Origin of the sequence: Pseudomonas sp. Irchel 3H3 (genome assembly GCF_900187635.1) — a bacterium.
GTDB lineage: Bacteria > Pseudomonadota > Gammaproteobacteria > Pseudomonadales > Pseudomonadaceae > Aquipseudomonas.
The window spans coordinates 75765-100539 of the sequence record NZ_FYEC01000002.1; the positions used below are offsets into that span (position 1 = coordinate 75765).

At 57.2% G+C, this 24775-nt stretch carries 19 protein-coding genes; 17 read left to right on the top strand and 2 right to left on the bottom strand.

Annotated elements, in window-relative coordinates:
• The first annotated feature begins 692 nt into the window (after nucleotides 1-692).
• The 9 genes from CKW24_RS03380 (at nucleotide 693) to kdsB (ending at nucleotide 10975) form a co-directional block, all read left to right on the top strand.
• Nucleotides 693-1484, top strand: coding sequence for an ABC transporter permease (locus CKW24_RS03380; protein WP_095165269.1), 792 nt, complete (start codon nucleotides 693-695; stop codon nucleotides 1482-1484).
• Nucleotides 1485-1496: 12 nt separating this feature from the next.
• On the top strand, nucleotides 1497-2150 hold the full coding sequence (locus CKW24_RS03385; RefSeq protein WP_095165270.1) for an ABC transporter ATP-binding protein: 654 nt from the start codon (nucleotides 1497-1499) through the stop codon (nucleotides 2148-2150).
• 52 nt (nucleotides 2151-2202) lie between these two features.
• Nucleotides 2203-3309 (top strand): ABC transporter permease, encoded by a 1107-nt coding sequence (locus tag CKW24_RS03390; RefSeq protein WP_095165271.1) that lies wholly within the window; start codon nucleotides 2203-2205, stop codon nucleotides 3307-3309.
• Nucleotides 3302-4393, top strand: coding sequence for a polysaccharide biosynthesis/export family protein (locus tag CKW24_RS03395; RefSeq protein WP_256585389.1), 1092 nt, complete (start codon nucleotides 3302-3304; stop codon nucleotides 4391-4393). The genes CKW24_RS03390 and CKW24_RS03395 overlap by 8 nt, the downstream gene beginning before the upstream one ends.
• 119 nt (nucleotides 4394-4512) lie before the next feature.
• Nucleotides 4513-5493 carry a glycosyltransferase family 4 protein gene (locus CKW24_RS03400; RefSeq protein ID WP_095165273.1) on the top strand — a complete coding sequence of 327 codons (981 nt, stop codon included), beginning with the start codon at nucleotides 4513-4515 and terminating at the stop codon, nucleotides 5491-5493.
• A complete protein-coding gene (locus CKW24_RS03405; RefSeq protein ID WP_095165274.1) occupies nucleotides 5490-7241 on the top strand; it encodes a capsular biosynthesis protein CpsB in 1752 nt (583 codons plus the stop codon). Before CKW24_RS03400 ends, CKW24_RS03405 begins: the two co-directional genes overlap by 4 nt.
• Nucleotides 7242-7279: 38 nt before the next feature.
• Nucleotides 7280-8818, top strand: a complete 1539-nt coding sequence (locus CKW24_RS03410; protein WP_177440569.1) for a hypothetical protein — start codon at nucleotides 7280-7282, stop codon at nucleotides 8816-8818.
• Nucleotides 8815-9657 (top strand): 3-deoxy-8-phosphooctulonate synthase, encoded by an 843-nt coding sequence (kdsA, locus tag CKW24_RS03415; RefSeq protein ID WP_095165276.1) that lies wholly within the window; start codon nucleotides 8815-8817, stop codon nucleotides 9655-9657. The genes CKW24_RS03410 and kdsA overlap by 4 nt, the downstream gene beginning before the upstream one ends.
• A 31-nt stretch (nucleotides 9658-9688) precedes the next feature.
• On the top strand, nucleotides 9689-10975 hold the full coding sequence (kdsB, locus tag CKW24_RS03420; RefSeq protein WP_095165278.1) for a 3-deoxy-manno-octulosonate cytidylyltransferase: 1287 nt from the start codon (nucleotides 9689-9691) through the stop codon (nucleotides 10973-10975).
• Nucleotides 10976-11124: 149 nt separating this feature from the next.
• Here kdsB and CKW24_RS03425 read toward each other — a convergent pair whose 3' ends face one another.
• Nucleotides 11125-12057, bottom strand: coding sequence for an SIS domain-containing protein (locus CKW24_RS03425; RefSeq protein ID WP_095165279.1), 933 nt, complete (start codon nucleotides 12055-12057; stop codon nucleotides 11125-11127).
• A 244-nt stretch (nucleotides 12058-12301) separates the two neighbouring features.
• Between CKW24_RS03425 and CKW24_RS03430 the strand changes: the two genes are divergently transcribed.
• The 8 genes from CKW24_RS03430 to CKW24_RS03465 all read left to right on the top strand — a co-directional run bounded on the left by CKW24_RS03430 (nucleotide 12302) and on the right by CKW24_RS03465 (nucleotide 22844).
• Nucleotides 12302-13336 (top strand): phosphotransferase, encoded by a 1035-nt coding sequence (locus CKW24_RS03430; protein WP_095165280.1) that lies wholly within the window; start codon nucleotides 12302-12304, stop codon nucleotides 13334-13336.
• Between the two features lie 185 nt (nucleotides 13337-13521).
• The gene (locus CKW24_RS03435; RefSeq protein ID WP_095165281.1) at nucleotides 13522-15543 is read left to right on the top strand and encodes a capsular polysaccharide biosynthesis protein; all 2022 of its coding nucleotides are present in this window, start codon (nucleotides 13522-13524) and stop codon (nucleotides 15541-15543) included.
• Nucleotides 15483-16799: a capsular biosynthesis protein gene (locus CKW24_RS03440; RefSeq protein ID WP_095165282.1), complete on the top strand. Its 1317-nt coding sequence runs from the start codon at nucleotides 15483-15485 to the stop codon at nucleotides 16797-16799. Before CKW24_RS03435 ends, CKW24_RS03440 begins: the two co-directional genes overlap by 61 nt.
• Complete coding sequence (locus CKW24_RS03445) at nucleotides 16796-17572, top strand: SDR family NAD(P)-dependent oxidoreductase (protein ID WP_095165283.1); 777 nt, start codon at nucleotides 16796-16798, stop codon at nucleotides 17570-17572. Before CKW24_RS03440 ends, CKW24_RS03445 begins: the two co-directional genes overlap by 4 nt.
• Before the next feature lie 7 nt (nucleotides 17573-17579).
• Nucleotides 17580-19091 (top strand): LTA synthase family protein, encoded by a 1512-nt coding sequence (locus CKW24_RS03450; RefSeq protein WP_177440578.1) that lies wholly within the window; start codon nucleotides 17580-17582, stop codon nucleotides 19089-19091.
• A 4-nt stretch (nucleotides 19092-19095) separates the two neighbouring features.
• Nucleotides 19096-19674 (top strand): N-acetyltransferase, encoded by a 579-nt coding sequence (locus tag CKW24_RS03455; RefSeq protein WP_095165285.1) that lies wholly within the window; start codon nucleotides 19096-19098, stop codon nucleotides 19672-19674.
• Entirely contained in the window at nucleotides 19671-21797 is a 2127-nt protein-coding gene (locus tag CKW24_RS03460; RefSeq protein WP_095165286.1) for a capsular polysaccharide biosynthesis protein, read from the top strand. The genes CKW24_RS03455 and CKW24_RS03460 overlap by 4 nt, the downstream gene beginning before the upstream one ends.
• A gap of 3 nt (nucleotides 21798-21800) precedes the next feature.
• Nucleotides 21801-22844 carry a phytanoyl-CoA dioxygenase family protein gene (locus tag CKW24_RS03465; RefSeq protein ID WP_095165287.1) on the top strand — a complete coding sequence of 348 codons (1044 nt, stop codon included), beginning with the start codon at nucleotides 21801-21803 and terminating at the stop codon, nucleotides 22842-22844.
• Between the two features lie 564 nt (nucleotides 22845-23408).
• On the opposite strand, the gene CKW24_RS03475 is transcribed toward CKW24_RS03465, so the two are convergent.
• Complete coding sequence (locus CKW24_RS03475; RefSeq protein WP_095165289.1) at nucleotides 23409-24761, bottom strand: aminotransferase class I/II-fold pyridoxal phosphate-dependent enzyme; 1353 nt, start codon at nucleotides 24759-24761, stop codon at nucleotides 23409-23411.
• Nucleotides 24762-24775 lie beyond the last annotated feature (14 nt).

The window sequence follows — 24775 nt, forward strand, 5'->3', positions numbered from 1 at the left end:
GGTACGAACGTCTCGACTTCGCATAAGGCATGTCAGCATTTCAGCTGCACAGAAATTTGAAAGCCCAACCGGACCACAGCTACAAATCACCCGCATGACAAGGGGCTGATTGAATGATCAAATCAGAGAATTGACCCGACGACTGGCCGAGCAGATTGCTCGAGCATTGCGACAAACAAGGCTCCCCCGCTGGTCAACGGGCACCATCAAAGGCCAGGAAACCGGGAGATTTGCCGCTTGCACGATGATTTGCATCAAGCTTGCTCGCTGTAGGCGTATCCAATCCTCCACCGCAGCTGTAAACAATGTCTCTAATGAGTTGATGTATATAAAGTTCACTCTCCCTTGTACAAGTTCCAAACCTGGTACAAATAATTGCAAACAACAGCCCAGTGATAGCTCAGTGATATCACTAAAGAGCTTGATATCAAACTGTCATTTGTAGGACATATGCTGATTCAATACAGGCTACATCTGAGGCAGGCGTAAGAATTATACGCAGGGAAATAGGACTGTGAATGTAGGAAATAGGGAAGGATTCTCACTTGACGCTAAGACCGCCCAGCGATTAATCTCCCGCCCTTAGAGCACGGAAGCCGCCCGAATCCCCAACATCAGCGCGGGACACGGGCATTTCCTGAAATGAATTCACCGGCGGCCCAGGCGCGCCGCTCTGCTGTGCGGTAAATATCTTGAAGCCTCGCTCCTCCTTCCAGATTCAAAAATCGGTCATCTTTGCCTTGGTCCTACGGGAGGCGCGCGCCCGCTTTGGTGATCGCCGCATGGGGGCAGTATGGACCCTGATCGAACCGATCTGCCATCTCCTGATTTTCACCGTATTGTTCTCGCTGATACGCGGTCGCACTGTCGCTGGCGTTGAATACCCTGTCTTTGTACTGGTGGGGATGGCCCCTTTCCTTCTCTTTCGCAATACCGCGCTCAGGCTCATGGACAGTTTGCGGGAAAACCGCTCTCTATTTGCCTATAAACAAATCAAACCACTGGACACATACATTGCTCGAGTACTTGTTGAAACCTGTATCAGTGCCACGGTCTACGCGATCTTGGTTTTAGGTTTCGCATGGTATGGATTCGACATGACCGTGAGCAATCCGCTTCAGTGGGTAGCCTCATTGATACTTGGTCTATTGTTTGCTTTTGGTCTGGGCATGCTGCTAGCACTAATTACCCATGCATTACCCAGCCTCAAGGTGGTTATCCGGATGGCCTTCTTTCCTCTTTATTTTATTTCCGGCGTCCTCCTTCCAGCCTCATACCTCCCACCTGCGATGATGCCATTGCTTCTGCTCAACCCGTTTCTGCACTTAGTCGAACTGATTCGTGCTGAAGTATTGCCCCACTACACTCCAGTCGATGGCGTCTCTGAAGAATATGTGATCACGTTCACGGTGATTTTGCTGTTCGTCGCCTTGGGTAGCTATCGCGCCCGTAGGCTGCACCTGATTTCCACGAAAAACGGATGAGTACAGGCCAACGTGTTCGAGCTTAAAAATGTCACAAAATCCTATCTGACCCCGAAAGGCCGCCGGTATGTGTTCCGCAACTTGTCGCTTTCGATTCCACCAGAAAAAAACATAGGACTGATCGGACGTAACGGGGCGGGGAAATCAACATTAATGCGCCTTCTCGGGGGCGCTGATATTCCCGACTCAGGCTCCATTGTCACCGACCAGAGCATCTCATGGCCCGTGGGTCTATCTGGGGGCTTTCAAGGCAGCATGACCGGGCGCGACAACATTAAATTCGTATGCCGGATCTACGGTGCCGAAGGCGAAGCCATGCGCGAAAAAGTGCGCTACGTCCAAGACTTCGCCGAAATTGGAGACTGGATCGATGAACCGATAAAAACGTACTCCTCCGGCATGCGCTCTCGCGTAGCCTTCGGCCTAAGTATGGCCTTCAACTTCGATTATTATCTCATCGACGAAGTAATGTCCGTGGGTGATGCGCAATTCAAACGCAAATGCGCAGAAGTTTTCCAACAAAAATTGCAACAGTCAAAAGTAGTGCTGGTTTCCCACTCCATGCCTGAAATCGAAAAACTCTGCGACATAGTTCTCTTGGTACGCGATGGCGGTATCCAGATCTACGAAAACGTCGCTGAAGGTATCAAAGCTTACAACACCTGAATAAAATCCCTCTTAGATCGCAGCACCGTTCCACTTCAAGGATGCATCAAATATGAGCAGTACGGGTAAACTAAAGGGCTGGCGCCTGGCAATCGGCTTAGTGGCTCTACCGCTGACCATGGCAGCCATCTACTATGGCATATTCGCCATCGACCGCTATGTCAGCTCTGCCCAAGTAGTGGTCCGCCAAGATGGCGGCAATCAAGGGGCAGCTGTGCCCGGACTTGCGACCCTGCTTACTGGCACCAACCCCGCCTCTCGAGAAGAGACCCTGTACTTGCGTGAATACATCGTGTCAATGGACATGATGCTGCTGCTGGAAGAACGCCTACAGTGGGTCGAACTGTACTCCAATCAGCGCAGTGATGTTTTTTTCTGGTTAAACAGCGGCGCCGAACGTGAAACCCTGCTGAAGTATTATCAGCGCATGGTTTCCGCCCACTACGACGAAACGACTGGCTTACTACGAGTCGAAGTACAAGCATTTACTCCCGAGCTGTCAGAGCAGATGCTGCGCACCATCCTTGAAGCCAGCGAGCATTTCGTCAACGAAGTTAGCCATAGTATCGCGCGCGAGCAAATGACATTCGCTAAAGGGGAACTTGAAACGGCACGGGCCAACTACGCGGACCGCAAGACCGAACTGATCGACTTCCAGAATGATAACAAGGTGCTGGATGGCGGTGGCACTGCACAAAGCCGCGCCACCATCATAGCCGACCTGGAAGGTCAATACACCAAGGAGCAGGCGATCATCACCGAAATGCTCTACAAATTGCGCCCGGACTCCCCTCAAGTCAAACAACAGAAACAGAAAGTCAGCGCCATAGCTCAGCAACTAGCCAAAGAAAAACGGCTACTTGTTTCATCACCTGATGGCTCGCAACTGAACGTCGTCGCCTCACGCTTTCAGCAACTGACACTTGATGCTCGCATCGCTGAAGAAAGCTACAAGACAGCAGTGGCAGCTCTTGACAACGCCCGCATCGAGGCCAGCAAAAAAATTCGCACACTGGTAACAGTCGTCAGCCCAAACAGCCCTCAACAAGCCTTGTATCCAGAGCGCTTGTACAATCTGGCGACTATCTTGCTCGGCCTACTAATGCTTTATGGCATCACTCGCTTCATCCTGGCTTCGATCGAGGATCATCGTGATTAAATCCCTTGTAACCCCCCATAATTTCAACCTGAAATGGGCAGCATTGGCCCTTGCTACCTTAACCCTAGTGGGCTGCGGCGGCACGTTATCAGGTGCAGGTCCTTATAAGGGCGATATTGAAACCAAGAATGAGTCGTATACCTTGGTCGAAATCAATGCCAACACAATCGCGCCCTACATGCGAGGCGCGATACGCCCTGTGCAAACGACCGTCGCCAAACCAATCGCGCCATCAGCAAGACTAATGGCGGGGGACATTTTGAGCGTTTTGATCACCGACATCGCCCCTGAAGGTTCTGCACTATTTGCGCCATTGTCGAGCGGTGGCACGCAATTAAAGACGCGCATCGACGATCAAGGAATGATTTCCTTACCCTACGTGGGCCGCCAGTTTGTAGCGGGCATGACCCTCAACCAAGTTGAGGACATGATCCGTAAGCAATTAAAAGGCATCACGACCGACGTGCAAACTCATGTCGAACTGATCGGCGATCTTTCCGGCTCTGTACTGGTAGCAGGGGCTGTTAAGACGCCTGGTCGCTTTAGCACCCTACAAGGACCACTTACCCTACTGGACGCTATTAACCAAGCAGGTGGCCCCGTTATGGAACCACACTTAGTTAACGTCACCGTTCGCACTGGCAGTCAGGTTCAACAATTTAACTATGAGGATGTACTTGCCGGCAACAACGTGGTGCTGCGGCCAAACTCGGAAATTGTCCTCGACCGCGCACGTCAGCGCTTTGTAGCGATGGGTGCCGTGGGCGAACCCGGCTTAAAAGATCTACCTGGACAAAATACGAGCTTGCTCGACGCACTGGGTAGTGTTGGCGGATTAAAAGAAGTCAGTGCCAATCCCGAAGGTGTGTTTGTATTCCGAATGGGCGAAGGCAACAATAAAAAACCGACCGTTCTTCGGCTAGATATGCGTGATCCTGCAGCAATTTTCTACGCTCGTCAAATTATAGTCAAACCAGACGACACCATCTACGTAACTAACGCAGCGGTATACGAATGGCAAAAAGTCATCTCACCAGTCGTACAGACCATGCTATTAGGACGCGCAGTCGGCGCTTACAAATAAATAAAACTATGCCAGGGCATCAGGACGACTGTCCTGATTAACCCTGCCCCCTTGAAATAGATGCCTAACTAACCAGCATTACAACTTAAATCACGAATTTTCAGGGTTGAAAACTCGAAATGACTATCATCATAAACCACGTCACATCCAACAATGTTCACAGCGGGATTTTCGAAGACATATTCAGTTACTTCTCCCGCTATACAGACGGTATCGCAGAACAGGTAATTAGTGAAAAGCCGGTGATCGGCGCACACGTTCGTCATTATCACCGACCACACCTAGAAGACAAACTGATCTCACCCTGCGTCGTTACTGTTCACCACGACCTGAATGACCCTGACGGCTGGCTTTCGATCAATGCGTTCCTTGATCGGTATCGCGAAGCTGACATGGTTATTTGCCTGAACACACTCCAACAGAAGAAACTGGCAGAATGTGGCATTCACCACACATGCGTCGTTCCTCACGGCTACAATCATCATCTGATAGATAGTGCTCGAACCAAAGGTAGAATCAAACGAGATAAATTTACCCTTGCTGTTGTATCCAAAAGATATGGGCGAAAGGTAAAGGGTGAAGCATTCCTATTTGAACTTGCCAAACGCTTAGACCCATCACTGATAGAATTCTTTCTTGTTGGCGATGGCAGATCTGAGGAAGGTCGCGTATTTAGAAGTTTAGGATTTGAGGCGGAAGTGTATGAGAGAATTCCATACGCAACACTAATTGATGCCTACCGCGGCATTGACGCACTCCTAATGACTAGCTATTTCGAGGGTGGCCCCGCCAATATCCCTGAAGCTGCCGCAATGGGTGTCCCCGTCCTTTCCAATCCTATTGGCATGGTTCCGGACCTAATTGAAAATGGCCGCCACGGAATCTACCTGACAATGGATCCGGCCGAAGACGCAAAAACCATCAATCGCTTGGCCAGTAACGAGAACAATATTTACTCGAATATGCTGCATTCAAGCCAAACACCTAGCCAGAACCTAATCACCTGGCAAGACTCGATCATCATGAACATGAAGCAGCACGTTAATCTGCTTAAAGGAAAGCAGGATTCAATTATCAAAGCAATGGAAGCATTTGCATGAGCAAGTTCCTTATCGCGGACCCGGTACACATTCACACCCGAAACTTCGGCAGCCTTTTCGACTATCTACATGATGCCAAAGCGACTGTAATCGTCAACAACGAATACCGAGAGTGGATGAGCGCTTTCGGAGATTACACGCCCTTTCAAGATAAGCTCACTGAGCACTACGACCTCTTAAAGGACATGACGCCCTCGCAGCTTTTTGAATACAGCGTTTTTCAGATCAACGCATTCAAAGTCGCTCGTGCAGAGATACTTTCGCTGGCAATCACATCAGAGGACCTCCGCGATCAGACGCTACCAGGCGACTTAAAAACACTACTCACCCTCCTACTATCCAGCCACAGAGACCTTGTACTCTGGAACATGGCTGCCGCCATACACTGGATTAATTATTGGGCCACCATCCTCAAGCGCCACAACCCAAAATTCGTTCTGGTATTTTCGGGTAGCCTTGTTTACGCCAGAGCCCTACTTGAGTTCACGCGCACTCACACCGCACGACCATTTGTACTGGAAAGCTTCTTCACAGGAAACGACAACTACACAGAAGAAAAGTACGAGCCGATCGCCAATAACTCGAACCTCAAATACCAAGCATATTACAAGTCACTTGAACCAAAAATTTCTGCCGACGAACGCGACCGTGAACGCAATAAAGCGCTCAACAAGGTCGTATCTGCAAAAAATAAAAATGTTAGCCAACCTAAAGAAACAAACGTTAAACTTTTCAAAAACGGCAAACCGACTCTACTGATTACAGGACAAGTTCTCAACGACTTCTCTGTCCTAGAGCATAATGGCACCGGTATGAACACGATCGCCTTCTACTCGAAGTTGATCGACAAACTGCTTAGCAAAACTGATTTCAACATCATATTCAAATCTCATCCATGGGAGCAGAAAAAGAAAAATATTACCTCTGCACTAACCCTGGAAACTCTTTGCAAAAAATATGACGCAACACCTTATATTTCCGCCGCGAACGACCGACTGATACTGATAGAAGACTTTAACATCAAGTCGCTGTTCAAGCAGGTTGATTATATTTCAGGAATTAACTCACAAGCCCTGCTTGAGGCAGCATTTGAGGGTTATCAACCTATACAGTTCGGCAATGCCTTTTATGGCGATAAAGGCTTTACTTCCGACTATCGTACCGACCAAATTGATGATTTCATAGAAGATCTTTTAGCCGGAAAAGTACCTAGCCGACTTGGAATTACTGAATATCGTCAATATGAAACTTTTCTGCTGAGAACCTTACAGCGCTCACTTGTCTCTGCGTTCCCATCAGGAAAAGCTCAGCTTAAAAGTATTTTCCAGCTACCATCCCACGTTTCTTTGGTGAAACCAACTGTACCTGGGGCAGTAGTAGAGAAGCCTGCACCAGCGAAACCTGCGGCGGCACCAAAACCTGCGCCTGCGCCTGCGCCTGCGAAGCCTGCAGCAACTAAGCCGCAAGCCGCAAAACCTGCAGCACCCGCTCCCGCTGTAAAAGCTCCGGCAGTGGCAGCAGCGCCAGCTGTCAAACCAGCACCAGCACCAGCACCAGCACCAGCACCAGCACCACAAATGATTCCTGCAACACTTGGAGAGGTTGCCGAGAAAGCTGAGAAATCCAAGAAAAAATGGGAAAAATTCCGCAAGACACCAAAAAAATTCTTTTCAGACTCGAAGAATAAGCGAATTCATTGGATGCATATTTTCTTTCCAAAAAGAATGAGCTTTTCGAGAAAAAAATAAAGTGATACTGGAGCGGGCGCCAGAGTATATTTAAGTACATGCGTCTGGACCCGCTCGAACTAACTATAAGAGATCATAATGTGACGGGCGCGCACGACCTATTAGAGTTTATTAAGCAGCATGAGGAAACCTCCTCAGGAAAAAAGGTTCTCTACGCAAGACTGGACGGCGAACAACATACTGAAAAGCTATTGATTGTCATGAGCACCCACAATCATGGCGATCGATATATGGCTCTTCGCTCCTTCACAGAAAACCAAGTTTGTGATTTATTATTTGTTACCGACCCAAACAACACATGGTATCTTGATCAAGATAATGGAGAGAGCTTTCAGCGCGTCATCTCACATTACATCAAAAACTACAAACCAGAAAACACCTTTCTCTTCGGATCATCCATGTCAGGATACGGCGCAATTTTGCACGCGCTAAAACTTGACCTGAACGCAATTGCATTCAACCCACAAATAAACTTAGACATTACAAAGAATTACGCCTGGCCAGAACTTATTGAGCATATCGATAACCTGAATGGGAATCATACGAAGATCGAGGACATTGTTCATAACACCTGGAAAAATTCCGCCATTTACTTAATTCACGGACATGACGACATAGATGTAATCAATGCAACGTTGTTCACTAACGCACAACCCGACCAAAAGAAACTTATCGTTCAGACGATAAATATAGAGTCACACGTCCTTAATCTTGGAAATAGCGCAGACTATACTTACGACTTAATAAACGTACTGCTTGCTCTACGAACCGGGCCAGACCTTTCATCCATTACCGAAAAAATAACAACCGACGCAAAGAACCTGAGGAGATCCCTACGCCTAGAAAGAGAAAACGCTAAGTGTTTTGATCCCTTCAGATCGCTATGCGCACCCAATAAAGGTGCACTATGGCAGTATCGCCATGACTACAAAGAAACCAACATCCCGATTTTCTTCAACAATACTGGCTTTTATCGCGGAAGCTCGCTTTCAGGCACAACCTGCAACCTCAATAAAGCCTCTTGGCAATTAGTCACGCCAACATACAACAAAAAATACAACCTCATAGAATCTCACCAGCTAGACACAGCAGGCGAAATTAGTTCTTCAACTGATGATTTTTTCATTAATGATCACTGGAAGCTACGGAACAAATCACAGTCAACAATTACGATAAACGGCCAACAGGGCCAAATTGAAATCGATGTGCAAGACCCACGAGATACGAATATTTATTTGCACTCTAGCGTCACAAAGCCAGTGAAGCTAAACGCCTTAGCAGGTCAATTTCTGACGTTCACTGCAGACGTATTTAGCTCGCAAGGTGAAGCCTCCATTACGCTTGGTGGTGTTGGAAATTTTGGATATCATCACAAGAACTCTGAAAAAAGCGTACCTGGTGAATGGACGCAGCTCATCGTTTTCGAGCAGTTCCTATCGGTAAATAAAAGCCATAAAGACAAATTATTCGTTAGATTCAATTTAGCCTCCGACGGAAAAAGCAAAGTCGTCAAAATAAAAAATATCTGCTTGACAATCGGTTACTTCCCAATGGGATTCTCTGAGATAAAAAAATGATCAAAATCACCCCAACCATCGAATGCTCCAACAACGCCCCCTTCGTCCTGTTCGGCGGCATCAACGTCCTTGAATCCCTGGACCTGGCCCTGACCGCTTGCGCCGAATACGTGCGCGTCACCGAGAAGCTGGGCATCCCTTACGTATTCAAGGCCAGCTTCGACAAGGCTAACCGCTCCTCGATCCACTCCTATCGTGGCCCAGGCATGGAAGAAGGCCTGCGTATTTTCGAAAAGGTCAAGGCTGAATTCGGCGTACCGGTGATCACCGACGTCCACGAGATCTATCAGTGCGCTCCGGTTGCCGAAGTGGCCGATGTGCTGCAACTGCCTGCGTTCCTGGCGCGCCAGACCGACCTGGTAGTGGCCCTGGCCAAGACTGGCAAGCCGGTGAACATCAAGAAGCCGCAGTTCCTGAGCCCTTCGCAGATGCAGAACATCGTGCACAAGTTCAAGGAAGCCGGTAACGACCAGTTGATCCTGTGCGACCGCGGCACCTGCCTGGGTTATGACAACCTGGTGGTGGACATGCTCGGTTTTGGCGTGATGAAGCGCACCTGCGAAAACCTGCCGATCATTTTCGACGTGACCCACGCACTGCAGCAACGCGATCCATCGGGCGCTGCGTCCGGCGGTCGTCGCGAACAGGTCGTCGAACTGGCTCGTGCTGGCATGGGCGTTGGCCTGGCCGGTCTGTTCCTGGAAGCTCACCCAAATCCGGACCAGGCCAAGTGCGACGGCCCTAGCGCCCTGCCGCTGGACCAACTTGAGCCGTTCCTGGCACAGATCAAGGCTCTGGATGACCTGATCAAATCGTTCGCTCCGCTGAACATTGCCTGAAACAGCGGTTCTTGAAGCAAGGATTGTGAACATGGCAAGTACAGAACAACGGGTCGCGATCGTCATTCCGGCCCGCTATGGCTCGACACGCCTGCCGGGCAAACCGCTGGCCGACATTGCCGGCAAGCCGATGGTGCAGCACGTTTACGAACGCGCCCTGCAAGTGGGCAATGCCCAGGTAGTGGTAGTAGCCACTGACGATGAGCGCGTCGCGCAAGCGGTGCGGGCTTTCGGCGGTGAATGTGTAATGACCTCGCCGGACCATCCGTCTGGTACCGACCGCCTGGCCGAAGTCATGGCCCAGGTCGAGGCGGACATCTACATCAACCTGCAGGGTGATGAACCGCTGGTGCGTCCGGCGGACATCGAAGCCCTCGCAGCCGGCATGCTCGCCGATGCGCAGGTGAAGGTCGGCACCCTGTGCCACCCGATCGATGCGCATGAAGCCGGCAACCCCAACACCGTGAAAGTAGTGCTGGCCAACAACGGCAACGCCCTGTATTTCAGCCGCTCACCGATCCCCTACCCACGGGATGGCGAAGTCGCGCACTACCTCAAGCACGTAGGTGTGTATGGCTATCGTCGCGAAGTGCTGGCCGACTACAGCGGCTTGCCACAGCCGATGCTCGAGCACGCCGAGAAACTCGAACAACTGCGGCTGATGGCTGCCGGCTACTGCATTCGTGCGTATCTGGTTGAACCGACCGGTCCGGGTGTCGATACACCGGAGTGCCTGGAGCAAGTGCGGGCAATCATGAGCGGCCAGGCGCCTGCGCCACAGCCTTCCCTCAATGATGTGCGCCTGGTGATCACCGATGTTGATGGCGTGCTGACCGATGGCGGCATCTATTACGACGCCACCGGCGAATGCCTGAAGCGCTTCCATGTGCGTGATGGCATGGGCATGCGCCTGCTGGAAGAGAACGGTGTACGGGTGGCGGTGCTGTCCGGCCGCGACTCGGCGACGCTGCGCAAGCGCGTGGCTGACCTGGGCATCACCCTCTGCCAATTCGGCGTCAAGGACAAGCAGGCCGCCTGCAATCAGTTGATGGCCGAAGCCGGCGTCAGCGCCGCGCACACCGCGTGCATCGGCGACGACTGCATCGACCTGCCGGCCTTTGCGGCCTGCGCCCTGTCCTTCGCAGTGGCGGATGCGCCGGTGTACGTGAAAGCCGCAGCCACCCACACCCTGAACGCAGCAGGCGGTACTGGCGCGTTCCGTGAAGTGGCGGACGCCATTCTGTTTGCCCAGGGCAAGGAGGCCGTGCTCGGCACTGCGGCAGGTTATGCGCAGGTGATGGCGAAGATGGCGCAGTAGTGGATGGACTAGCTGGCGCGGGTGATCTGTTGGTCGCCTTCGCTGACTGAAACAAAAAAACGGTAGGAGCCATTAGCTCCTACCGTTTCTTTGCTACCGAACAAGACAGCTCAGGGTCGTCTCGACCCCGAACTTTGCCTGCAATACGATCAGTCGAAGATCTCGACCACGCCAACCACCGCGTTTTCGTGGTTGGTCACAGCCAGGGCACGGATCTTGTTATCAAGCATGTAGGCCTCGGCCTCGGCCAGCTGCGAATCATCCTTGATGGTGTGCGGCTTGGGGGTCATGAAGTGAGCGACGGTGGTGTGGATTACCCCTTCGTCCTCCAGCAGCGCACGACGCAAGTCACCGTCGGTAACGATGCCGACCAGGACGCCGTCTTCCATCACTACCGTCAGGCCCATGCGGCTTTGGGTCATGACCATCAGGCAGTCGTGGAAACTGGTGGCCGGCGTCACGATCGGTGCCGGTGTGTGCATCACGTCACTGACGCGGGTCAGCAGTTTACGACCCAGGCTGCCGCCCGGGTGGTAGCGTGCGAAGTCCATCGGTTTGAATTGCAGGGCCTCGATCAAGGCCACTGCCAGGGCATCGCCCATGGCCATGGTTGCCAGGGTCGAGGTGGTCGGCGCCAGGTTGTTCGGGCACACTTCGCGCTCGACGGAGATATCCAGCCAGATATCGGCGTGCTTGGCCAACGTCGATTTACCGTTGCCGGTCATCGCAATGATTTTATTGCCGAAGGATTTCAGGCTAGGGATCAGCTTGATCACTTCTTCGGTTTCGCCGCTGTAGCTGATCAGGATCAGCACGTCGATCGGCTTGAGCATGCCCAGGTCGCCATGGAAGGCTTCGGCTGGATGCAGGAAGAAGCTCGGGGTGCCGGTGGAAGCAAAGGTGGCAACCATTTTTTGCCCGATCAGGCCGGATTTGCCCATGCCACAGACCACAGCACGACCTTTGCAACCGAAGATCAGCTCGACGGCATTCTGGAACTCACCATCCAGGCGAGCGGCCATCTGAGTGACGGCCTGCGCCTGGGCGATAAGGGCTTCTTTAGCGATAGCGAGGTGATTCATGTTTGACTTTCGTCCCTGAAAACAACGTAGTGTTAAGCGGCGAATTTTAAGGTCTTTGCAACATTTAGCAAAGTCCCAATCCTGCAAGCAGTGGAGTTTAACCGGTTTAATGCCGCCTCGAACCACGGCGGCGGCGTATTTAGTAAACTTTTCGTTGAATCAGCGATCTGTATCACGCAGCATACTGTTACCAAAACCGCTACAAATCGGACATACGGCTCTTGCCTAAGTTGAAGTTATGAAAATGGATCTACACCCCCTGCATGGCCGCAGAACCCTCTATCGTTGGCAACAAGGGACTCTGGAGCAACACTTACGCACGCTACTGCCACACTGGGGCAATGAGCCTCTATCCATCAGCAGTCAAGACCTGGCCTCCAACGCCTCATTCGTCAACTACGTGCGGCACCATCGCCTGATCGATCCGAGCAATGGCCAGACCCTAGATCTGGTGGAAAAGTCTATTCGCAAAGTCGCTTTTATCAGTAGCCAGGAATCGCGCTTCTATCGGACCGGGGATATGCTCCGGGGCAGCGAGCAATTCCACTACCCGGCTTGTCTGGGGATTATCGAAACCCCCTGGGAAAGCTTAATCTTTACCGACTTCGTCAGCGGCAAGCCGCCGCGCATGCACTCCATCGCCCCGCAACTGGCACTAGGCATCGCCGAACTGGAAAGCCTCAGTCATCGTTATATCAATTCTCGTCCTCTGCACCAGGCGCCCCTCTACTGGTGCATGGATTTCTACCGCCCCTGGTTTCTACTGCGCCCGCGATTTAATTTCGCTCGCTACCTGCCTGAGCTCGAACGGCTAGCCCAGACAGATGAGCGCTTTACCGGTCTAACCAACTCATTCAAAGCTTTCGAGCCCTTGGTGGCCCGCCTCGGCCGAGCCGCACGCCTCAGCCCACGCTGCATTAGCCATATGGACTACCTACGCAAAAATCTTTTCGTCGATGGCGCAAAACTGCAGTTGATCGACTGGAGCGAAGTCAAGGTGGGACGCGTGGGGTTTGATGGCGGGGCCTACTTAGGAAGCTTGTTCCGCCGTAAGGACATGTCGCTGTTTCTCGCCGCGCAAAAGCAGTTTCTCGATACTTATCGCACCGCATTGCCTGAGGACTTCGACGCTGACGAGGCACTGCGCAATCTACACTACATGTTCCTGCTCAACGCCCTCTTCCATTGCCTGCGGCCGGAGACTATCGCCGAGTATCAGGACAAGGAGCGTATGCCCCTGCTTCGTCAGAAATATGATTACTTGCTCAGCTTACTCTAACGCCGCACACAAAAAGATGGCACAATGAAATCAAACAATTTGCTAAATTTGTCTAGGTATTCGACCGAAAGCCCGATCTTCAATTATTTATTTGTATTACTATCCCCGCGAATTTGTTAACGGTGGAAGCATCCAACGTAAACACTACCATAAACAATTAATCGAACGGATCTGCGCTCCACGTTATGGACGACGTTTCTCCCCGCCCGCGCTTGCTGGTCCTCTCCAAGGGCGCCCAGCGCATCGCTACTCTCCCCTCGTTGCTGCCTGAATACGTGCTGCAGCACGGCGGCTTGCGTGCTATTCGTCGAGCGGACTACCTAATGGCTTGGGGAAGAAAACCCAGCGCATTGAAAATTATTGCGAGAGCAGCTAAAGCGGAAATGCCCATTGTCACATTGGAGGATGGGTTTCTACGCTCGATGGGGTTAGGTGCCGACGATCCCCCGTTGTCCCTGATAGTCGACGACATAGGTGTTTATTATGACTCCAGCACACCCTCCCGCTTAGAACAACTTATCGGCGAGCCACTAGATTCAGCCCAGACCGAGCGAGCCCTCGCGCTGCAACAACTGTGGCAGCAGCAGCGAGTGTCAAAATACAACGACGCGCGTATCACCCACCCCGAACTGCCAGCCGATTGCGTACTGGTGGCCGACCAGACTTTCGCCGATGCGTCCCTGCAAGGGGCCACTGCGGCCGATTTCAGCGCCATGCTCGAAGCCGCCCTGGCGCGCTACCCCGCCAGCACCATTGTGCTCAAGGTCCACCCGGATGTGATCGCCGGGCGCAAGCGCGGGCATTTCGACCTCGCAGCCCTGGCCAACCACCCGCGAGTGCAGGTGTTGGTACAGAATGTCCATCCCGCCGAACTGCTGCCACGCATGCGCGCGGTGTATGTGATGACTTCGCAGCTGGGCTTCGATGCCCTGCTGTGGAATGTCCCCGTGCACACCTGGGGCATGCCGTTCTACGCCGGCTGGGGGCTGACCGAGGATCGTCTGCCTGCACCGTCACGGCGCCAACCCGCCAGCCTTGCGCAGTTGATACACGCCAGCCTGGTGCGTTATCCGCGCTATGTCAGCCCCGAAACCGGTCAGCCCTGCACACCAGAAGTGCTGATGAATTGGCTCGGGCTGCAGCGTCGCCAGCGCAGTGCGCTGCCCGAATCCGTGCAGATGCTAGGCTTCAGTCGTTGGAAAGAGCCACTGGTTAAGCTGTTCTTCAATGGTTGTGCCATTCAGTTCGTCAACCCCGCACAACCATTGGACGCCGCTCTCCCAGTGGTGTCCTGGGGCTGTAAGCATGACTGCGATCTGACACAACATGGGCAACCAGTCAGCCGGGTAGAGGATGGGTTCCTGCGCTCGGTCGGCCTCGGTGCCGGCAAGGCCCGCCCGTTGTCGTGGGTAGTGGATGACCTGGGCATCTATTACGACGCCACGCGCACCTCGCGCCTGGAACACATCTTGCTCAATAAGTCCTTTGACCCAGCGCTGGTAGCCCGGGCGCGAGCCCTGCGCGAAGCCATCTGCCACGCCGGGCTGACCAAATACAACTTGCCCGGCAATGCCTGGCAACGCCCCACCGCGGCACAACGAGTGATCCTCGTAACCGGCCAGGTGGAAGGCGATGCGTCTATCCGTTTTGGAGCAAACCGCATCCGCAGCAACCTGCAATTATTGCAGGCAGTACGCGAGCAGAACCCCGGTGCCTGGGTGCTCTACAAGCCGCACCCCGAAGTACTGGCTGGCACCCGCGCCCGAGGCGACGACGAGGCGCAGACCGTCAACTGGTGCGACGAAGTGATCGGCGATACACCGTTGCAACAATTGCTGGAGTTGGTCGACGAAGTTCACGTCCTGACCTCGCAATCGGGCTTCGAAGCCCTGCTGCGCGGTGTACCGGTAACCACCTACGGCCAGCCGTTCTATGCCGGCTGGGGGTTGACCCAAGATCAGGACCTGCAACCCGAAGTACAGGCCAGGCGCATGCGCCGGCTGGACCTCGACGAACTGGTGGCCGGCACCTTGCTGCTCTACCCCACCTATGTAAGCCGCATCACCAACCGCTTTACCACTGCAGAACAGACTCTTTACGAATTACAGAATTGGCATGCTTTACCGCAGCCAGGAGCACCATCCAGATGGCAGGAATTGAAACAGCGCTTGAGCAGTTTATTGGGCATCAGTCGCCTGAGAAGCTGAAGGCGCGGGCGCCCGATCGCCCTCTTCCGCCTCAGCCACACAACAGCTTCTTGTTCCTGCAGGGCGTCAGCTCGCCGTTCTTCGCTCGACTGGCGAAGGCCCTGCGGGCGATCGACCAGCGGGTGCACAGCATCAATTTCAACGTCGGTGATGTGCTGTATAGCGCCGGCTCGCGCCATGGGTTTTCGGCGCGCCCAGAAGAGCTCGAGGCGTTCTATAGCCAACGGTTTCGCGACCTCGACATCACCGACCTGGTGCTGTTCGGCGACTGCCGCCCGGTGCATCGCCCGGCCATTGCCCTGGCCCGGCGCCTGGGCATTCGTGTGCACGTGTTCGAAGAAGGCTACTTCCGGCCCTACTGGATCACCCTTGAGCGCGATGGAGTCAACAACAACTCCCTGCTGCCCCGGGACCCGGATTGGTACCGTGAAGTCGGCAAGCACGTACCGCGCTATGACAATGGCAGCCCGTTCAAATTGTCGTTCGTCTCCCGCGCCGCACACGATGTGGCCTACCACTGTGGCGGTGCGCTGAATAAACTGTGCTTCCCGCATTACCGCACCCACGCGCCCTTCAATGCCGCCAAGGAGTACGCCGGCTTCATTCGCCAGGGCGTGCGCCTGCTGTTCGCCGGCCGGCGTGACGACGCGCTGGTGACTGAAGTGGCGCGTGAGCGCCACCCGACCTTTTTGCTGCCGCTGCAACTGGACAGTGATGCGCAAATCAAGGATCACTCGGCGTTCGCCAACATGTTCGAAGTCATCGACCATGTCATTGCTTCGTTCGCCGCCTTTGCCCCAGGCGAGGCCCGCTTGCTGGTGAAAAACCATCCGCTGACCCCGGGCCTGGTGAACTATCACCGCATTACCCAGGCGCTGGCCAAGCAGTATGGCGTAGCCGACCGGGTCGACTTCCTGCAGAGCGGGCACATGCCGACGCTGCTGTCACACATCGCTGGGATGATCACGGTCAACAGCACCGCAGGTGCCTCGGCACTGCTGCACAAACGCCCAACCTACACCCTCGCCAACCCGATCTACGCCATGCCGGGGCTGACCCAACAGGGCAGCCTCGACGACTTCTGGCGCCATCGCGAAGCGCCGGACATGGCGCTGTTCCGGGATTTTCGCAATAGCGTGATCCACACCACCCAGATCAATGGCGGCTTCTACACCGGCTGCGGGATCGACATGGCGGTGAACAACTGCCTGGACGTGTTGCTGGCTAAAACTTCGAGAATCGAAAACTTCCTATGACGCACCCGTCTGCACCCCGCTGCATCCTCATCACCGGCGCCACGGGCGGCATCGGCGGCGCCCTGGCACCTGCCTACGCCGCGCCGGGCGTGACTTTGATCCTGCAAGGCCGGCGCATGGACCGCCTTGAGGAGATGGCCAGCGAATGCCGCGCCCTCGGTGCCCGGGTATTGCTCGAAGCCCTCGACGTACGGGATCTGGACGCCTTGCGTGCCATGGTCCGGCGGGTCAGCGAGGCCGAGCAGCCAGACCTGGTGCTGGTCGGTGCTGGCCTCAACACTGCCGTTGGCAGCAACGGCGAGGCCGAGTGCTGGGACGACAGCCGTGCCCTGTTGGAAGTCAACGTAATGGCCGCCCTGGCCACCGTGGAAGCAGCGTTGCCGGCCATGCGTGCGCGCGGCAATGGGCAGATCGCCCTGTTCAGCTCACTGGCCGGCTGGCGCGGCTTGCCGGTCACTCCGACCTACAGTGCCAGCAAGGCGGCGATTCGGGTCTACGGCGAGGCGATCCGCGATTGGCTGGCGCCGGAAGGGGTGAAGATCAACGTGATCCTGCCGGGTTATGTCGAATCGAAAATGTGCTTCGAGATGCCCGGCCCCAAACCGTTCCTGTGGACCGCCGAAAAAGCCGCGCGACGCATCAAGCGCGGCCTGGCCGCCAATCAGGGGCGCATCAGCTTCCCGTTTCCGCTGAACCTCGGCACCTGGTTGCTGGGGGTGATTCCCCAGCGCCTTTCTTCGTTCATCCTGCGTGGTCTGAATTACAGTGAGTGAATTGTCCATCCTCCAGGCTGCGGTTATCGGCCTGCTCCTCACCGTGCTCATCGAACGCTTGCTGGTCCCGCGCCCGAACCTGCGCCGCCCGCTGAACAACTGGTGGTTGCACGCCGGCTTGTGGTGCGTGTGCCTGGCCGTGCTCTACGCACTGACCGCTCGCCCGCTGTTCAGTGCGATCAACGTACTGCTGTTGTGGCTGTTGATCGTGATGGTCAGCAACGCCAAATACCACTCCCTGCGCGAGCCGTTCGTGTGCGCCGACTTCGAGTATTTCAGCGATGCCGTGCGCTTCCCGCGGCTGTACCTGCCGTTCTTCGGTTTCGGCAAGGCGGCACTGCTGGCGGTCGGTTTCCTGGTGTACCTGTGGGCCGGATTGACCTTCGAGCCCGAAGTTGCGGGTGGCCGCAGCAGCGCACTGTGGCTTGGCCTGGCCGGGTTGCTCCTGTTGCGTCTCGGCCACCGCCGCCGTAGCACGCCGACCTTCGACGCCGAAGTCGATGTGCAGCGCTGGGGCCTGGCAGGCAGCCTATGGGGTTACTTCTGGGCCGCCCGTGCCACAGTCGATCCAACCACCCTGGGTTCGCCATTCAGCAAAGCCCCCTCGCCTATACCGCCGGCCGCCCTGCCCGATCTGGTATCGGTGCAGAGTGAATCTTTTTTTGACGTACGCGACCTGTGGCCCGGGGTGAAAACCCAGGTGCTCAGCGAATACGACCGCCTTGCCGCGCAAGCACTGGTGCGGGGCAAGCTGCAAGTGGCCGCCTGGGGCGCCAATACCGTGCGCACCGAATTTGCCTACCTGACCGGCATTCCCGGCGACCGCCTCGGCGTACACCGCTTCAACCCCTATCGGGTGCTGGCCCGCCAAGGCCTGCCGAGTATTGCCGCGCACCTCAAGGCGCAGGGCTATCGCACCATCTGCGTGCACCCCTACGACGGCAGCTTCTATGGCCGCAACCAAGTGCTGCCCGCCCTGGGTTTCGACGAATTCATCGATGTGCGCGCCTTCAACGATTCGCAAAAGGCCGGGCCGTTCATTGGCGATTGCGCGGTGGCGGAGAAGATCCGTGAACTGCTCGATGACCCGACTCGTACCCAGCCCCTGTTCATCCACGCAGTGACCATGGAAAACCACGGACCGCTGCACCTGGAAACCGTCGACGCCAGCGAACTGCCGAACTGGTTCGACCGTCCGCTGCTGACCGGCATGGACGACCTCGCGCCCTACCTGCGGCACATCAGCAACGCCGACCGCATGCTCGGGCAACTGCGCGCCACCTTGCTCGAACAGCCGCGCGAGGCGTTGCTGTGTTTCTTCGGCGACCACGTGCCGATCCTGCCCAACGTCTACCAGGCAGTAGGCGCGCCAGTGGGCGACACCGACTACCTGATCTGGTCCAACCGTCACCAGCCCGGTGCCAGCCCCTGTCCGATCCGCGTCGAGGCGCTGTCCAGCCAACTGCTCGCCTGCGCCCATCCAGCGCGCACGCCGACAGCTGCAGCGCAGGTACTCTGAGGTCGTGGCCAAGATCGTTCTGGGCAGCGACCTGACACCTGAGGCGCTGGCGGATCCGCAACTGGCGCGCCTGGTCACGGGCGGGCGCGGCTCCCTGGCATTCCTGATCGGTGACAACGCCTGCCGCGAGCGGCTGCTCGGCCCCAGCATTCACTGGGACCGCGTGCTGCTGGCCTTTGAAGACGGTATCGCCGTCGGCTATGTCGCGTTCAAGCATCACCAGCGCGGCCCCTTCGCACTGCGCCCGCAACCCTTTGTCCGTGAGTTCGGCTGGCTGATGGGCTGGCTGCGGTTTGGCGGATTCTGCTTGAGCGAACTGCGCGAGTGGCGCTATCCATTCCTGTTGTACGGCCTGCGCGTGAGCAAGACGGCACGTAACCACGGCGTCGGCTCGGCTCTGGTCCAGGCCTGCTGCCAACAGGCGGCGGCCAGTGGTTTTCAGGAGGTGTTCCTGGAAGTGCCGCTGGACAACGATCGGGCCCGCGCGCTCTACCTGCATAACGGTTTCCGCCTGCTGCGCAAGCGCTGGGTGCCCTGGCCGCCGGTGCGCAGCATGCAGCGGCGCCTGGAGGCAATCCATTGAACGGCCTCGAATCGCCACCGATCAATCTCACGCCGCTAGTGGAAGGCCCGGGCTGGGTCGGCATCATGCAGCAGTGGGTGGCCTGGAACGTCCTGCACCTGCCGCAGTTTCTTGGGCCAGAGGGCTCGCCCTTCTGGTTGTGGCGCCGTGGGCGGCACGCGCCCAAAGGCCTGAAGGCGATTGCCGGGATCGGCTACAAGGACTCCTCGGCCCAGGCGCGAGTGCTGTGCAAGCGCTGGGGCCTGCCCTACATCGCCATCGAGGACGGCTTCCTGCGCTCCTCATCGCTGGGCATCGAGGGCGACACTCCGATGTCGCTGGTGGTCGACCCGGTGGGCATCCACTACCTGGCCGACCGCCCTTCGCTGCTGGAAAACATCCTCCAGGACCCCGCCAGCCTGACCGCGGGCGAGCTGGACAGCGCGCGCCAGTTGATCGCCCTGATGCGTAGTAGCGGCATCGGCAAATACAACAATGCCCCGGACCTCGACCCCAATGACCCCTTGGGCCGCGAGCGTCCATTGGTGTTGGTGGTGGACCAGACTGCCGGCGACTATTCGATCCCCGGTGGCGGTTTGTGCGAGGCCGACTATGTGCGCATGCTCGACGCAGCCATCGCGGAAAACCCCGACGCCGAGGTGCGCGTGCGCATTCATCCGGATTGCGTCGGCGGCCAGAAACCCAGCTGCCTGTTGGCTGCCGCCACCGAGCGTGGCGTCACCCTGGAAGCGCGCCCGGTGTCCTGGGCCTCGTTGGCCCGGCGCGCCCGGCGGGTCTACATCGGTACCAGCCAGGCAGGATTGGAAGCCTTGATCCAGGGTGTGCCGGTGACCTGCTTCGGCCTGCCGTTCTATGCCGGCTGGGGCCTGACCGACGACCGCATGCCGATTGCCCGGCGTCAGGCGCAACCGGACTTGGTGCAACTGGTGGCCGCGGCCTATGTGCGCTACTGCCGCTACGTCGACCCGTTGACCAGCCAGCCCACCGACGCCCTGACCGTGGCCCATCAACTGGCGCGCCAGAAGGCCCGGGACAGCGAGTTTGCCGGGGACTTCACGGTATTGGGGGTCAAGCGTCACAAACAGCACAACGTCCGACGCTTTTTCAGCAGCCGCTGGGGCCACCTGGAGTTCACCGAAGACCGCCCGGCGCTGGTCGCGGAAGTCGCGGCCAAAGGCGGCAAGCTGCTGGTTTGGGCGGCGCGTGAGCCGGCCGATCTCAAGGCTCGCGCCAACAGCCATGGGGTCGCTCTGTGGCGAATTGAAGACGGTTTTCTGCGCTCCAACGGGCTCGGCGCACTGAATGCACCCGCCCTGTCACTGGTGCTCGACCGCAGCGGCATGCACTTCGATGCCAGCGCCAGCAGCGACCTGGAGTCGCTGCTCGAGCACGGGGAGTTCGCTGCGGCCACGCTGGCCGAGGCGGCGCGTCTGCGCGAGCGGATCGTGACCCTGGGGGCCAGCAAATTCAATCTCAAGAGTGACCTGGCCGCTCAGGTTTGCGCGCGTCCCGGCCAGCGTCGGATCCTGGTGCCCGGCCAAGTGGAGGACGATGCCTCGCTGCGCTGCAGTGGCGGCACCTTGCAGGACAATTTCGAGCTGCTGAAACAGGTCCGCCGCAACGCTCCCGATGCCTGGATCGTCTACAAACCACACCCGGATGTCGAGGCCGGCAAACGCCATGGCGCGGTGTCGGCCGATCGCCTGCTGGGCCTGGCAGACCAGGTGCTGCCGGGGATCGATATCGCCCGTCTGTATGGGCAGGTCGACGAAGTGCACACCCTCAGTTCCACCGCCGGTTTCGAAGCGTTACTGCGTGGCCTCACGGTAGTCACCTACGGCACTCCGTTTTATGCTGGTTGGGGCCTGACCCGTGACCAGCAGCCTTTGCCGCGCCGCACCCGGCGCCTGACCCTGGACCAGTTGGTAGCCGGCGCCCTGTTGCGCTATGCGCGCTATGCCGACCTCCAGCAAGCTTTGCCCTGCGATGCCTGGCATGCCCTGACATGCCTGTCGACCCCGAGGCCGCCGCGCCTGACGCTCCCTGCGCGTCTGCTGCCGCTGCGCAACTACACCCGGACCATGCTCGGCTGCGACCGTGCAGCGGTCCCACTCAAGGATTAGACCATGCCTGCATCACTCAAGGATCTCGGCCGCTATGCGGCACTCCCCTGGCATTGCCTGCAATTGCTGACCCACGCCAAATCGTTCGAGAACAACCCAGTACTGGGCAGCGCCCGGCTCAACGCCCTGGGCTTGCACGTACAGCGCCGACAGTTGGCTATGGGCATGGCCGCGATGCGTCGCCGGGCCCTGGCACCACGGCTGGACAGTGCAGAACTGGCGAGTTTCGAGGAGCAGGGGTTTTTCGTGCGCGAGAACGCCCTGCCCGCCGAGCAGTTTGCGGCCTTGCGCGCCGAACTGGGCGACCTGCGCAGTACTGGCTGGGAAATGCGCCAAGGCAAGGCGGTGACCCGGCGGGTCAGCCTCGACCAGGACGTGCTGGCGAAAAACCCGGCCAGCGCCGCCTTTGTCGCCGACCGTAGCGTGCGCGACCTGATTGCGTATGCCTCGTCGAACACCGGCGGGATTACCTATCAATTGCAGTCAATCGTGATCGATGGCGTGAACGCCGAGCAGGACCCGCAAACCCGCCTGCACGCCGACACCTTCCACCCAACGGCCAAGGCCTGGCTGTTTCTCGATGACGTGGCCGACGATCAAGGGCCGTTCAGTTACGTACCCGGCTCCCATCGCCTGACGCCAGAGCGCCTGGCCTGGGAGTATCGCCAAAGCCTCGGTGCGGCACGCTCCCACGAGCAGATGCACCGCGAGGGTTCGTTCCGCATTCATGAGCACGAATTGGCCGAACTGGGTTTGCCGGCACCTCGACGTTTCTCGGTCCCGGCCAACACCCTGGTGGTGGCCGACACCTCGGGCTTCCACGCCCGCTGCCCGAGCCTGCGCCCGAGCCATCGCGTGGAAATCTACGCCAGCCTGCGCCGCAACCCATTCATCCCCTGGCGCGGCGCCCACCTGTTCGCCCTGCCCTGGATCGCCAACCACCACATGCGCTGGGACATCCGCCTCAAGCGCATGATGGGCTTCGACAAACGCAGCCACTGGCGCTTCATCGAACAACTCAACGCCTACGAAAAGCCGTACATCTGAGACAGCGGCTTGCAAGGCTTACCCGCGGCGCTGTCCAGACCATCGCGAGCAAGCCGCAAGCGGGCGCTCGCTCCCACAGTGATTTTGGCTGTTCACAGATTCTGTATACACCACATCAAACCTGTGGGAGCGGGCTTGCCCGCGATGGCGGTGTGTCAGCCACCATCAATGCTGAATGAGCCGGCCTCATCGCGAGCAAGCTCGCTCCCACAGTGGTTCTGGGTGTTCGCAAATTTTGCTTACACCCACCAGACCTGTGGGAGCGGGCTTGCCCGCGATGGCGGTATGTCAGCCACCATCAATGTTGAATGAGCCGGCCTCATCGCGGGCAAGCCCGCTCCCACAGTGGTTCTGGGTGTTCGCAAATTTTGCTTACACCCACCAGACCTGTGGGAGCGGGCTTGCCCGCGATGGCGGTGTGTCAGGCAACATCGATTTTGACTGTGCTGGCCTCATCGCGGGCAAGCCCGCTCCCACAGTGGTTCTGGGTGTTCGAAAATTTTGCATACACCCACCAGACCTGTGGGAGCGGGCTTGCCCGCGATGGCGGTGTGCCGCCTGGGCTCAACCAATCTTGGCCAACTCTTCGGCGACTATGGCCACGGTCTGGGTGATTTGCTCTTCAGTGTGCTCACACGAGACAAAGAAGCGCACCCGTGCGACGTGCTCGGGAACTGCCGGGTAAAGGATCGGCTGGGCATTGATGCCGCGGTCGAACAAGGCGCTGGACAGCCGTCCGGCCTTGAATGAACTGCCGGTGATCACCGGGATCACGGCCAGGCCGCTGCTGGTGGCGGTGTTCAGGCCAGCGGCCTTGGCCAGGCGCAGGAACAGCTCACCTCGCGCCTGCACCGTCCGCACCCGCTCACCGTCGTTGGCCAGGCAACGCAACGCCGCCAGTGCCGAGGCCGTCACCGAAGGCGGCATGCCGACGCTGTAGAGGAAACCCGGGGCGAGGAATTTCAGGTGCTCGACCAGCGCCGTGCTGCCGGCAATATAGCCACCGCAACTGGCGAGGGTCTTGCTCAGCGTGCCCATCCAGATATCGACGTCATCACCGGCCAGCTCGAAGTGCTCGCGAATACCTTTGCCAGTCGCCCCCATCACGCCCAGCGAATGCGCCTCATCGACCATCAGGAAGATTTTGTGCTTGCGCTTGAGTTCGACGAAACGCGGCAGGTCCGGGTAGTCGCCGTCCATGCTGTAGATGCCTTCGACCACCACCAGTACCCGCTCGAAGTGCTGACGCTGCTCACCGAGGATCCGGTCCAGGGCCTGCCAGTCGTTGTGGGCGAAGCTCAGGCGTCGCGCACCGGACAACTGGATGCCTTGCAGGACACTGTTGTGGATCAGCTCGTCGTGCAGCACCAGGTCACGGGGGCCGAACAGATGGCCGATGGTAGTGACGTTGGTGGCATGCCCACTGACGAACACAATGGCGTCGTCGACCTCGTACAGATTGGCCAACTCACGCTCCAGCTCGCGGTGCAGCGGACGATCACCGGACACCAGCCGGCTGGCCGACACCGAGGTGCCGTAACGGTCGATGGCGGCCTTGGCCGCTTCGGCCACCGCCGGGTGACCGGAGTAGCCGAGGTAGTTGTAGCTGGCGAAGTTGACGTATTCGCGGGCACCAATGCGGGTCTCGGCGCCTGCCAGGCCTTCGTGCAAACGAAAGAACGGGCTGCTCAGGCCCAGGCGCGCCGCGCCCTGTTGCATCACGCGCAACTGCTGATAACCGGGGTGCTGGTCGAAGCGATAAAACGCTTCCGGGACCTTCAGCGCCGCCTGTTGCGCCTGCTCCAGGGTGGCACCGCCGGCCGCGTCGCCCGCCTCGCTGCGACGGCGCTCCAGCGCTTGCTGGATCAACCGTTGCTTGATGCCGGCACTCAGGCCGGTGGGCGTTTTTGCAGTCATCGCACTATCACTCA